At 35.5% G+C, this 11460-nt stretch carries 15 protein-coding genes; 4 read left to right on the forward strand and 11 right to left on the reverse strand.

From position 1 onward, the window contains the following. Positions 1-199 precede the first annotated feature (199 nt). Positions 200-1402 (forward strand): LCP family protein, encoded by a 1203-nt coding sequence (locus CQ058_RS16135; protein ID WP_002188390.1) that lies wholly within the window; start codon positions 200-202, stop codon positions 1400-1402. 148 nt (positions 1403-1550) lie between these two features. Continuing rightward, complete coding sequence (locus CQ058_RS16140) at positions 1551-1991, forward strand: hypothetical protein (RefSeq protein ID WP_002029912.1); 441 nt, start codon at positions 1551-1553, stop codon at positions 1989-1991. A 39-nt stretch (positions 1992-2030) separates the two neighbouring features. On the opposite strand, the gene CQ058_RS16145 is transcribed toward CQ058_RS16140, so the two are convergent. From CQ058_RS16145 to CQ058_RS16185, 9 genes are all read right to left on the reverse strand, one after another. Further along, positions 2031-2798: a sulfite exporter TauE/SafE family protein gene (locus CQ058_RS16145; RefSeq protein ID WP_002188388.1), complete on the reverse strand. Its 768-nt coding sequence runs from the start codon at positions 2796-2798 to the stop codon at positions 2031-2033. A gap of 33 nt (positions 2799-2831) precedes the next feature. Beyond that, positions 2832-3311, reverse strand: a complete 480-nt coding sequence (locus CQ058_RS16150) for a DsrE/DsrF/DrsH-like family protein (RefSeq protein ID WP_002125394.1) — start codon at positions 3309-3311, stop codon at positions 2832-2834. An 88-nt stretch (positions 3312-3399) separates the two neighbouring features. Continuing rightward, entirely contained in the window at positions 3400-3759 is a 360-nt protein-coding gene (locus CQ058_RS16155; protein WP_002188386.1) for a rhodanese-like domain-containing protein, read from the reverse strand. Positions 3760-3797: 38 nt separating this feature from the next. Then, positions 3798-4028, reverse strand: coding sequence for a sulfurtransferase TusA family protein (locus CQ058_RS16160; protein ID WP_002125390.1), 231 nt, complete (start codon positions 4026-4028; stop codon positions 3798-3800). A 21-nt stretch (positions 4029-4049) separates the two neighbouring features. Further along, positions 4050-5186 (reverse strand): MBL fold metallo-hydrolase, encoded by a 1137-nt coding sequence (locus CQ058_RS16165; RefSeq protein ID WP_105589872.1) that lies wholly within the window; start codon positions 5184-5186, stop codon positions 4050-4052. Positions 5187-5224: 38 nt separating this feature from the next. Further along, positions 5225-5785, reverse strand: a complete 561-nt coding sequence (locus CQ058_RS16170) for a sulfurtransferase TusA family protein (protein ID WP_002125386.1) — start codon at positions 5783-5785, stop codon at positions 5225-5227. 88 nt (positions 5786-5873) lie between these two features. Continuing rightward, on the reverse strand, positions 5874-6137 hold the full coding sequence (locus CQ058_RS16175; RefSeq protein ID WP_000456201.1) for a metal-sensitive transcriptional regulator: 264 nt from the start codon (positions 6135-6137) through the stop codon (positions 5874-5876). Between the two features lie 241 nt (positions 6138-6378). Beyond that, the gene (locus tag CQ058_RS16180; protein ID WP_002169114.1) at positions 6379-6963 is read right to left on the reverse strand and encodes a DUF3238 domain-containing protein; all 585 of its coding nucleotides are present in this window, start codon (positions 6961-6963) and stop codon (positions 6379-6381) included. Positions 6964-7099: 136 nt separating this feature from the next. Beyond that, on the reverse strand, positions 7100-7684 hold the full coding sequence (locus tag CQ058_RS16185) for a DUF3238 domain-containing protein (RefSeq protein WP_002188382.1): 585 nt from the start codon (positions 7682-7684) through the stop codon (positions 7100-7102). A 152-nt stretch (positions 7685-7836) separates the two neighbouring features. Here CQ058_RS16185 and CQ058_RS16190 point away from each other — a divergent pair, with 152 nt between their 5' ends. After that, on the forward strand, positions 7837-8310 hold the full coding sequence (locus CQ058_RS16190) for a MarR family winged helix-turn-helix transcriptional regulator (protein WP_002188380.1): 474 nt from the start codon (positions 7837-7839) through the stop codon (positions 8308-8310). Positions 8311-8369: 59 nt separating this feature from the next. Here CQ058_RS16190 and spoVR read toward each other — a convergent pair whose 3' ends face one another. Both spoVR and CQ058_RS16200 read right to left on the reverse strand, forming a co-directional pair. Continuing rightward, positions 8370-9785: a stage V sporulation protein SpoVR gene (gene spoVR / locus CQ058_RS16195; RefSeq protein WP_002125381.1), complete on the reverse strand. Its 1416-nt coding sequence runs from the start codon at positions 9783-9785 to the stop codon at positions 8370-8372. Between the two features lie 117 nt (positions 9786-9902). Then, positions 9903-10463, reverse strand: a complete 561-nt coding sequence (locus CQ058_RS16200; RefSeq protein WP_002125380.1) for a nitroreductase family protein — start codon at positions 10461-10463, stop codon at positions 9903-9905. Positions 10464-10694: 231 nt separating this feature from the next. Between CQ058_RS16200 and CQ058_RS16205 the strand changes: the two genes are divergently transcribed. Further along, complete coding sequence (locus tag CQ058_RS16205; protein WP_002087481.1) at positions 10695-11291, forward strand: hypothetical protein; 597 nt, start codon at positions 10695-10697, stop codon at positions 11289-11291. Positions 11292-11460 lie beyond the last annotated feature (169 nt).

Consider the following 11460-nt stretch of genomic DNA (forward strand, 5'->3'; position numbering starts at 1 on the left):
CATTACATATTTTCATTTCTACTAAAACACATTATACTTGTTCTACATCTTAAAAATAAAATATAGAAAATCTGACTTTTTATAAATAAATTGAATTTTTACGAAATGTAAATGATTTGTAATGTTTTTTTTCGCTAAATTTCATTATAATAAGTGGATATGAGTGTCGTATTTCAATTCAAATGAAGGAGTACAAGAAATGGAGCAAAACCCATCTTTGCAAGAAAATACACGCAATAAACCGAAAAAAAGTAAGAAAAAAACAAAAATTATTATAAGCGTCATTCTATTCTTTTTAATAGTAGGTGGCGGTTATACATGGTTTTTAGTAAATAAAGCATCTTCTGCTGTTCGAAATGCCGCTCACGATTTAGCGCGCGGTGATAAATCTGATTTACGTGATAAAGCTGTAAAACCTATTACAAATAACGTCTCTGTCTTAATAATGGGTGTTGATGAAAGCGATGTCCGTGGGAAAGAATATGGTGAAGCTATAAGAACGGATGCACTATTACTTGCAACGTTTAATAAAGATAGCAAAACTGTAAAGCTATTAAGTATTCCACGTGACACGTATACTTATATTCCAGTAGAAAAGAAAAAAGATAAAATTACACACGCTCATGCATTTGGTTCTACTAAAAACGGAAAAGATGGTGGACCACAAGCTAGTATTGATGCAGTTGAAAAATTAATGAATGTTCCCGTCGATTACTTTGTAAAATTCAACTTTAAATCATTCATGAAAATCGTTGATGATTTAGGCGGCATTGAAGTTGACGTACCAGTTGAATTTACTGAACAAGATAGTAATGATAACGCCGATGCAATTCACCTGAAAAAAGGTGTTCAAAAGTTAAATAGTGAAGAAGCTCTTGCTCTTGCTAGAACACGACACGTTGATAGTGATGCGATGCGTGGACAACGTCAGCAACTCGTTATTGAAGCAATTTTAAAGAAACTAACAAGCGTTGGATCCGTAACAAAAGTTGGTAACATCATTGATGATATTAACGGACAATTCGTTACAAACTTAACATTCGATGATATGCTTTCATTCTATAAATATGGAGCAGATTCTTCAATTGAGAAATTACAAATTGAAGGTGAAGATTGTTACATGGCAAAAGGTGATGATACATGTAGTAAGTCATCTGGTGGTGGCCGAACTTACTACTACAATCCAGATAAAAAAGAATTAGCTAATGTTACAAACGAACTTCGTAGTCACCTTGGACTACCTGCATATACAAAATCTGATTCTGATTCGAAAAAAACAAACTCAGAGAAAACAAAAGAATCTAAGTCTGCAAATACGAGTGAACGCGAATCAAGTAACAATGAAACAAATAATAAGAATAACAGTGAAGATACAGAAACATCGTCTAATGACAATGAATAAAGTGAAGCAGTGCTCTATGGAGGTAGAGCACTGCTTCTTTTTAATGCTTTCAAAACAAAAAATCAGAACTTTCCAACTATCTTTTTTAATATTTTTAAATTATAATAAATAATAGTAATCTATTCCAATTATCAGGGGGCTCATACATATGAAAGCTGCAGTAAAACATAACATTTCAGATTTTAAAGAGTACTTAAAATCAAACGATATATACATGGAAGAAAATATAGATGAAAATGATGGTTCTGTACATTTTTCAGTAGGATTAGAAACAGAAGCTGGCGCAAAAATTCAACTTATCGCTGCTTTCCAAAGCGAACATCCTGCTGTGGATATATACTGCTTCAATGTTGCTCTTGTACCTGATTCAACATCAACAAATGATATTTTACATGTCATCAATGAATTAAACACATCTTATCGATTTGCAAAATTCACGCTAAACAAACAAAATGCAATTGATATTTCAACATCCCTTGCATTCTCAGAACCAAACTTTAATCCCGCACTTGTCTTTGAACATACGAGAATGCTATATAAATTAGCAAATGACGAGTATAAAAACTTAATGAAAGTTATTTGGGCATAAGTAAAAGGATGGGCTGCAAGCAGCACCATCCTTTTTTATTCATATCATATCGATCCACATCTTTATAGCGGTGCCTACAATTAAAATAGACAATACATATTGTAAAACTTTTTGATTCACTCTCTTCCCTACTCTCACCCCAAGAGGAGCGGCAAATAAACTTGCTATCGCAACGATAAGAGCCGGAATAACAACTATTTGTCCAGTAATCACTTTCCCAGTAGTAATTCCTATCGAGGAAATAAAAGTGATAGCGATAGATGTTGCTATTGTTGTACGTATCGGTAGTTTTAAAACAACTAGCATAATCGGTACTAAAAGAAATGCACCACCAGCCCCAATAATGCCGGAAACACTTCCTACAATAAACGCTAGCAAACTAGCGAGCCACTTATTGTACGTAATTCCTTCTGTCCCCTTACGATTGCTTCGCTTCGGTATAAACATCATAATAGACGCAATAGTAGCTAGTAATGTGTAAACAACGTTTACAGCATGCTCATTTAATAGATTCGCACTAAAGCTACCTACAAAGCTTCCCATTAATATACTAGCTCCCATATACACAACTAAAGTTTTATCCATATCGTTACTTTTCCTATACGCCCACGCGCCTGCAAAAGTTGCAAAGAATACTTGAATCGCTGTAATACCACTCACTTCATGTGATGTATATCCAGCAAATCCTAGCAATACTGGAATGTATAAGATCATCGGATAATTAATAATTGCACCGCCAATCCCAACCATTCCTGAAATAAATGACCCTATAAACCCAATAATAAAAAGCAGTACTGTTAAACTCATATTGTATCCCCCGCCTTCTAAAAAGAAGGTGATTTAAATAAATAAATTCACATTCCCATCCGAAGCATCTGCTAAATATGCACCTACTCCTGCAAACTCTACCCCTTCCATAATCTCTTCCTCTTTTAACCCTAATAAATCTACTGTCATTTGACAAGCTACAAGTTTAACTCCCTGTTCTTTCGCCAAATCAATTAAATCTGGTAAAGGCATCGCATTATGTTTTTTCATAATACCTTTAATCATTTTTGGCCCCATACCAGCAAAATTCATTTTTGATAATCCCATCTTATCCGCACCACGCGGCATCATTTTTCCAAATACTTTTTCTATGAACGTTTTCTTTACTTTCACATGCTCCTCTTTCCTAAGGGCATTTAAACCCCAGAAAGTATGAAAAATAGTCACCTCATGATCGTACGCCGCTGCACCATTTGCAATAATATAAGCAGCCATCGCTTTATCATAATCTCCGCTAAATAAAACAATTGTTGTTTTCTTCTGTTGTTCCATGTTGTTCTCCTCCTAATTACCTATGGGGGTATTTAAAAAATTGTGAAATGGCTCAAATTATCTAGCTACACCCGATACTAATTTCCCCTTACAAAGCGTTCATACCGCCTAAAACATTTATAATGCGCTGAAACCCTAATTTTTTTAACACTTTTGCTGCTTGCTTACTTCTCATCCCGCTCTGACAAATAACAATCACTTCCTTATTTTTATCTAATTGATTTGCTCTACTAGCTAACTCATTTAGTGGGATATTCTGAAATCCCTTCATATGATTTCCTCTATATTCACCTACTGTACGAACATCGACAAATTGTTTTCCCTGTTTTCCCACTATACTCTTTAATTCTTTTCCATTTATATTTTGAACACCTTTCACCGGTAAAAAACGCGAAATAACAAACCATGCAGCAAGTACAATGAAAAGCGTACTTAATATTGTATTCATATAACCAACCTCTCCGCCTTTACAAAACTAGTTCTTCACTACGCCTTCTTAATCCAAAACTTCAGTACATCGTCCTCTATATTATGCTTTACTATTTCATGACCGCCTGTTTTTGACCATGCTGGAATATCTTTTACTGATCCTTTATCTGTTACATGTACTTCTAACACTTCTCCAGTTTGTAAAGCATCCATCGCTCTCTTCGTTCTTACAATCGGCATTGGACATGCTAAACCTTTCGCATCTAATACTTGTTTTACATTCATCATCTATTCCTCCAGTTTGTTATTTTATAATGAATCATGAACTGCACAACGATTTGGGCCAATCTCCATTTCACGCTCTTCTTCCACACTCGGATAAATCTTACCCATATTCGTTTGACGAATTTCTTCATAAGCATTCGGCTGAGACGGTAAGTTCTCTGTCACATTTTTACGAAACTCTCCCTCATCAACAATATTTAACCCTACATTCTCCTTAAATAAATCTTGTAAATGCGCACTCACAATGCCTCTGTCGTCCATTTCACTTATTTTTGAATAATGAGCCGGTAAAACAATTAAATCTTGAGACAGTTCCTTATAAAGTTTATATAACGTATTTCGTAAATCACTCACCCAATCTTCAGCCTTCCCAGCAAGATCTGGACGGCCAATTGAATCTACAAATAAAATATCACCTGATAATAAATAGGAATCATCTACAATAAATGATGTACTTCCAATCGTATGCCCCGGTGAGTATAATGCGTCAATTTCAATTTTGGTACCCCCCACCGTAATAACAGATCCTTCAACAAGCGGTTTATATGAGAAAACGACTTCCTCCGCATCTTTTGGAGGTAACCAATACGTACCACCTACTTTTTCAGCTAACCTACGTCCTCCAGAAATATGGTCTGCATGTAAATGTGTATCCATGACATTCGTAATAGTAACACCATGCTCTTCCGCAAAATCTTCATATGCTTCAACCGTTCTGACTGCATCAATAACTGCTGCTTCACCGTTTGAGACGATCATATAAGATAAACAGCCTTTTCCAAGACGGTTAAATTGATATACACTTCCTCCACCCTGTACATCTCCTACTTTTAACGGCTTTACATATTCACTCCAAGCTTTCATACCACCAGCTAAATAATAAACATCATTGAATCCGGCATGTAACAATTGCTCTGCGACAAACTGCGAAGAACCTTCTTTCGCACATACGACTAAAATTTCTTTCTCCCTCGGCAATTCATCTACAATATGATCTACACCATCTAATAAGTCAAAATACGGTTTATTTATAGAAGAAACTTGTTTCCCTCCAATTTTCCAATCTTCATAGTCCGTTTCATTACGAACATCTAAAATAAACAATTCTCCGAATAAAACTTTCTCTACGACATCTTTTGCTTGTAACAGTTTAACACTCATTCAATTACCCCCTGATGTATATTTATATTTAAAAAATTTTATTTTTCTATATTTCCTTGCCACTCTAACATACCTGGAATGACATTTTTCACGTTTGAAAAACCTCTCTCTTTCAACACTTGGCAAGCTACATCACTACGGTTACCAGTTCGGCAAACGACATAAATTGGTTTCGCACTGTCTAACATAGCACTATCTAATTCACCTAACGGCACCGAAATTGCGGATGGAATATGACCAAAGACGAATTCCGCTTCTTCACGAACATCTAATACAGTGCACTCTTCACCACTTAATAATATATTTTGCAATTCCCCATTCGTAATTGTATGAGGATACTTCACAACTTCATTTACTTCATGTTCATGGGATTTTCGTACATAATGCTTTAATATATCTCCCTCTTGTTTCGTTCCAATATATTGATGCCCTACTTTATTTGACCAACTTTGTATATCTAACGTCGATCCTTTATCCGTCGCCTCTATTTCAATAACTTGTCCTGATGCCAATCCTTCCATCGCCTTTTTTGTCTTCACAATTGGCATCGGACAAGCCAAGCCTTTACAGTCTAAATTCATATCAACTTTTATACTCATAATCATTTCCTCCCTAACCATTATACGTATACCTGTAGGGGTATAATAAAATGTTTTTGAAAATCTGTCAACACATATGTTTGACAGATTATCGGCTTTTTACAAGTAATTGAACAGCTTCTTTAATTAACTCTTCATTTGAACCATTACCTGTTTCAAACTGCTCGCGCAAACATTGCTCTAAATTTGTTCCAACAACGAGTCCAATTGTACGATCAAGTGCAGAACGGGATGCAGTTAACTGTGTAATCACATCTCGGCAATCTTTTCCCTCTTCCATCATGCGAAGCACACCACGAACTTGACCTTCAATACGTTTCAATCTATTTTTCATATCTTGATTATATTCCACTGTAGACCACCTCCGTAATTATAACTATATTATACATTACTTTGTAACTTTGTATAATATCATATACCCTTAAGGGTATATTGTAAAGTGGTTTATTTTTTTGAAATCTCCTAGAGTATAGTAAAAATGCAAAAGCCACTGATTTTATTGGCTTTTGCATTTCTCAACTACACTGCTTGGTAGTCCAACTAATTCATTTCATTTACGAATCAAGGAATCAACCGTTTTATTATCCTACTTCTTATAACCTCTTTGTAAAACTATAATCCATTTCTCCACCTAACGCTTCAGGTGTATCACCAGTTTCTCTAAAATCATGTGTATAAATTTGTTCAAATGAACCGAAATCTACTTGCTTATAAAATTCGAAACAAGGGAATCCATCATGTTCTCCTTGAATATCGATACTACCATCCTTGTTCACACATACAGTTAATAAATAGTCCACAGGAGGGGCATACACATTTAACGGATTACTAGCGCTTGCACTCATTTTGAATTGCACACCATCAGAATTCCATGAAATATCCGTACATACAATATTTTCAGTACTCGCTTTTCCTGTTCTTTTATTCACAGAACCATCTGGATTTGTGACCTTCTCTGTCGTAATACCCGTGTTTGCATATGAAAACACTTCTTCTTTATAAAAGTCCACTACTACCTCTTGCTCAACTCTAGAGCGCATAGTATTTACCGCATGTGGTGTAAACTCACGTGAATCACCTTCGAATTGGATTACTTTCCCTGTTTGTACATCCTTCCGCGGTTCTGTCCAAGACACTGGAATAAATACACTGGCTCTAATTTTAACGATATTCGTCATAAGAAACACCCCTGTAATTCTAATTTTATATACTGCATACTATTGAATAAAATAGACCACAATTTCAATCCTAGAACCAATAGCTTTCTCTTTTACGTTTGCTACTTCCTTCTAAAAAATAGCGCTATATTTATATCTAGATTTTCGTTTTAAAGCTATATTCCATTTCTCCAGCTAGTGCTGCTGGGGTATCATCCGTTTTCCTGAAATCATGTGTATATATTAATTCAAATGAACTAAAGTCGATTTGTTTATAAAATTCATAGCAAGGAAAACCATCATGTAAACCTTCAACATGCACAGTACCACTTTCATTAACTCGTATAGTCAAAAAATAATCAGCTGCAGGTGCTACCGCGTTTAACGGATTACTTGCACTTGCTCTCATTTCAAATGAAACTTCATCTTCACTCCATACAATATTTGTACATGCAATGTTTTCTGTACTTGTTTCTCCTTTTTGATACTCAATTGAGCCATCTGGATTTGTAATTTTCACAGTAACGATACAAGCATCTGCATATGTGAAAATTTCTCTTTTATAAAAATCAACAACCACTTCTTGTTCTAATCTTGAACGCTTTGTGTTCACAGCGTATGGTGTAAATTCACGTGCATCTCCGGCATATTCAAACACTCTTCCCGTCGCAGGATCCTGAATAGGTTTCAGCAAAGCATACGGTGCAAATACACTCCCTCTAATTTTAACGATATTAACCATGTGAAACCTCCATAATTCATTGATTTTATTTAGATAAATCATTATTTGTTCTATTACTATTATATAGTCAATTTGATTGACTATATCCTGTATAGTACAATAGATTCCACTCATAGTCAACTTAATTGACTATAAGTAAGGAGGTTATATACATGACTCATCAAACACTTAACGAACTAGATCTTACATCACTTTTATCACTATCTTTCAGCACATTAATTACTGAACTACATGACAAATTAAGTGAATTAGGATTTGAAGATATTAGGCCAGCGCATGGTTTTATGTTCAAACGCATCCTTCCTAATGGAGCAACCGGTATAGAACTAGCTGAATCTTTAGGGGTTTCAAAACAAGCCATAAGTAAAATGGTAGATTCTCTTGAGAACAGTGGTTATGTCACGCGCCAAACGCATCCTACTGATAAAAGAGGTAAAATTGTTGTTTTAACCGAGCGTGGTTTAGCAGTAATGAAAGCAAAAGAAGAAATAGTAGCTGAAATAGAACAACGATGGATTGCAAACATAGGTGCAGAACGAATGCAAATGCTTAAAGAGGATTTAACAACATTCGTTACTAAAGAAAATACAGGAAAATTATCATCGAGCATACGACCTGTTTGGTAAACAAAAACTCCATATAATAAAAAAGAACGGACATAGCATTTCTATGTCCGTTCTTTCCATCACACATACTTCCGATGCACCATCTTCCCATCATAAGAAAACACAACGCCCTTACTCTCCACAATCGATTCCATATGCACTGTTCTTCCCCATAGCTGATGAAGATACGGTAATACTTTTTCTAAGTATTTTAAATCTAACTCAATTCCTTCATAGCTATGTTTAATGTACAATTCCCCATTCTTTAAGTAGTCTCCATCTTCTACTACTAAGTACGGGAAACCTCCATTTGTGCGCATATTTACGAGTTGATCGCGTACATGCTCCCATTCTTTATCAATTACTTTATATTCTTTTCCTTGGCGCTGGAATAAGTACATATCTTCTCTCATTACAAGTTTTTTATTTAAATAGTTTCTTAGGAACGATACATCCCATTCAATTTCCCGTACTTCAAAGATTTTGTCACGACCAGAACCAGGTTTCACACCGCGTCGTTTCATTTCTTCTGTCGGGTTGTTATAGCGCTCTTCAATATCTTCGAACATTTTAATACCGAGGTAGTATGGATTAATACTTGTTTTTGATGGCTGTACGACACCTGCGTTAAGCTTCGCGAATTCGATTGCTTCAGAAGATGTTAAGTCCATTTCACGAAGTATGCGTTGATGCCAGAAGGAAGCCCAACCTTCATTCATAATCTTCGTTTCAAGCTGTGGCCAGAAGTATAACATTTCTTCACGCATCATCGTTAATATGTCGCGCTGCCACTCTTCTAGCTCACGGCTATATTCTTCAATAAAGAGGAGTAAATCTTTTTCTGGCTGCGGTGGGATTTTCTTCTTTTTATGCATATTAGGTCGTTCTCTCTTTTTGTTTCGATCATCTAAATTCCATAAATCATCGTACTGTGATATCTTTTTCTTTTCTACATCCTCTTCTAAATCTTCAATACTCCATGCAAGTTTCGGACGCATAAGCGATGGATCAATATGTTCTTGAATGGCAAGTACGGCATCTAAAAATGTTTCTACCTCTTCTCTTCCATACTTATGTTCATACGCCTTCACACGATCTGCTGTCGCTGCCATACTCTCCACCATATCGCGCTTCGTATTAGAAAAACGAATATTATTTTTGAAGAAATCACAATGTGCTAAAACGTGCGCCACGATTAATTTATTTTGAATTAAAGAATTCGTATCTAATAAAAAGGCGTAACATGGATTAGAGTTAATAACGAGTTCATAAATTTTACTAAGTCCTAAATCGTATTGTAATTTCATTCTGAAAAATTGCTTTCCAAAACTCCAATGCGAAAACCTCGTCGGCATCCCATATGCACCAAATGTATAGATAATTTCCGCTGGACATACTTCATAGCGCATCGGATAAAAATCAAGACCAAATCCAGTCGCAATTTCCGTAATTTCAGCAATCGCATATTGTAGTGCTTTATCATCACTTGCTCTCATTATTTTCCCTCCTTACACTTTCCCTTAAGAAAGTGTATGATGAGGAACAAGCTTTCATGAGGATTGATTGCATAATAAAAAGACACCCTCTAAAAAAACGAGAATGCCTCTTTCTAATTAACCTTCAATGATCTCCATCTTCTCCGTAATCGGTGTACGAGCTTTTCCTTCTGGTGCTTTATCGAAATAGCCGATATGAAGAATTCCAATGATGCGTTGACCTCTTGTTAAACCAATTCCTTCTATAAATAGTGGATTGTAGTTTAATCCACCTGATTTCCAAACGCAACCTAAGCCGCGTTCCCAAGCAAGTAATTGGAAGTTTTGCATAAATGCACATGTTGCAGCGTAATCTTCGTCACGTTGAATTTGACGCGGATCTTCATTAATGTAAACAACGATTTGTGCAGGTGTGCTTAAGAAACGATCAGATAAAGTTTTGCCGCGTTTTGCTCTTTCTTCTTCTGTGAAAGAGTTTAGTACTGCGTCTACTAATTTCTGACGGCCTTCTCCAATGTATAATTTACAATTCCATGGTTCACGGTGTTTATGATTCGGTGCCCATGTTGCGTCGTTCAATAGTTCAATTAATAGCTCTTTTTCTACTGCTTTATTTGTAAATGTACGAACAGAACGTCTTTCTTTAATAACGTTTGCGATGGAAGTATATGTAGTCATATTTTTCTCTCCCTTATTTTTATCTATATGTATAAATCCGTCATTGATATTGATTTTCAATTTCGATTATAACCTAGTTTTTCACTATTAATCAATGTTTTATGTTGGAAAACCATGAAAAACTTCTTTTTATACTGTGAATAAAAAAACTTAACTTGTTCACAAGTTTTTCACATTTTATGGAAATGATATGTGTAAGTTTTCCACATTACCCATCTAGGAGGAGTTTATATGTACAAGAAAATCGCAGTAAGTATGACTATGGCAGCATTATTGTGCGGGATATCTGTCTTTCCTGCTTCCGCTGCCACGCCAAAAGAAGTAACAATGCACCATCATAAGCCTATTTCAGAAGAAGAAATGCAGTCGCTCGAAAAACTCGGCTATAATAAACATGAAATTTGGAAAGCTGCCCACATTGCAAGAATAAGTAAAAAAGAAATTAAGGACGTTTTAGCTTACTATAAGCAAAATAAATCTTGGGAGAAAACAGCCGAGCATTTCGGTGTAGACCCAAGTAAATTGAAAAAGCATCATATGAATAAAGAAACGAAAAAAGCACTACTGCAAAAATTAGCAAATATGCAAAAGTCCACACCAGATGGACTGAAACAAAAAATGAAAGAATATAACATCGGCTTACGCCAACTTACCGTGTTAACAATCATCTCTCAAAAAAGTAATACCCCTCTTGACGATGTACTAAAAATGAAAAAAGATGGGATGGATATTAAACAAATTGCGGAAAAATTAAATGTTAAAAAAGAAGATATACGGGCAGAAATGATTAAATTAGTGAAGTCTATTAAAGAAAAGAAAACAAATTAGCCTGTCAAAAAGGAAGAGATATTCAATACTCTTCCTTTTCTTTATCCCGCTATTTCTGGGTAGTAAAACTCCCACCTCAAAATTCGGCTGGAGCAAAGAAGTTAGGTGGGAGTCGTGCTGCCCGTAAAATCCCGATTATTAGCCTTCACTTTATGAACTTTCAATTTTC

Origin of the sequence: Bacillus sp. MYb56 (genome assembly GCF_002976445.1) — a bacterium.
Classification (GTDB): Bacteria; Bacillota; Bacilli; order Bacillales; family Bacillaceae_G; genus Bacillus_A; species Bacillus_A mycoides.

Bases quoted from the DNA above. Each gene is read 5' to 3' on its own strand.
- CQ058_RS16135 (WP_002188390.1), top strand. From the start codon at position 200: ATGGAGCAAAACCCATCTTTGCAAGAAAATACACGCAATAAACCGAAA.
- CQ058_RS16140 (WP_002029912.1), top strand. From the start codon at position 1,551: ATGAAAGCTGCAGTAAAACATAACATTTCAGATTTTAAAGAGTACTTA.
- CQ058_RS16145 (WP_002188388.1), bottom strand. From the start codon at position 2,798: ATGAGTTTAACAGTACTGCTTTTTATTATTGGGTTTATAGGGTCATTT.
- CQ058_RS16150 (WP_002125394.1), bottom strand. From the start codon at position 3,311: ATGGAACAACAGAAGAAAACAACAATTGTTTTATTTAGCGGAGATTAT.
- CQ058_RS16155 (WP_002188386.1), bottom strand. From the start codon at position 3,759: ATGAATACAATATTAAGTACGCTTTTCATTGTACTTGCTGCATGGTTT.
- CQ058_RS16160 (WP_002125390.1), bottom strand. From the start codon at position 4,028: ATGATGAATGTAAAACAAGTATTAGATGCGAAAGGTTTAGCATGTCCA.
- CQ058_RS16165 (WP_105589872.1), bottom strand. From the start codon at position 5,186: ATGAGTGTTAAACTGTTACAAGCAAAAGATGTCGTAGAGAAAGTTTTA.
- CQ058_RS16170 (WP_002125386.1), bottom strand. From the start codon at position 5,785: ATGAGTATAAAAGTTGATATGAATTTAGACTGTAAAGGCTTGGCTTGT.
- CQ058_RS16180 (WP_002169114.1), bottom strand. From the start codon at position 6,963: ATGACGAATATCGTTAAAATTAGAGCCAGTGTATTTATTCCAGTGTCT.
- CQ058_RS16185 (WP_002188382.1), bottom strand. From the start codon at position 7,684: ATGGTTAATATCGTTAAAATTAGAGGGAGTGTATTTGCACCGTATGCT.
- CQ058_RS16190 (WP_002188380.1), top strand. From the start codon at position 7,837: ATGACTCATCAAACACTTAACGAACTAGATCTTACATCACTTTTATCA.
- spoVR (WP_002125381.1), bottom strand. From the start codon at position 9,785: ATGAGAGCAAGTGATGATAAAGCACTACAATATGCGATTGCTGAAATT.
- CQ058_RS16200 (WP_002125380.1), bottom strand. From the start codon at position 10,463: ATGACTACATATACTTCCATCGCAAACGTTATTAAAGAAAGACGTTCT.
- CQ058_RS16205 (WP_002087481.1), top strand. From the start codon at position 10,695: ATGTACAAGAAAATCGCAGTAAGTATGACTATGGCAGCATTATTGTGC.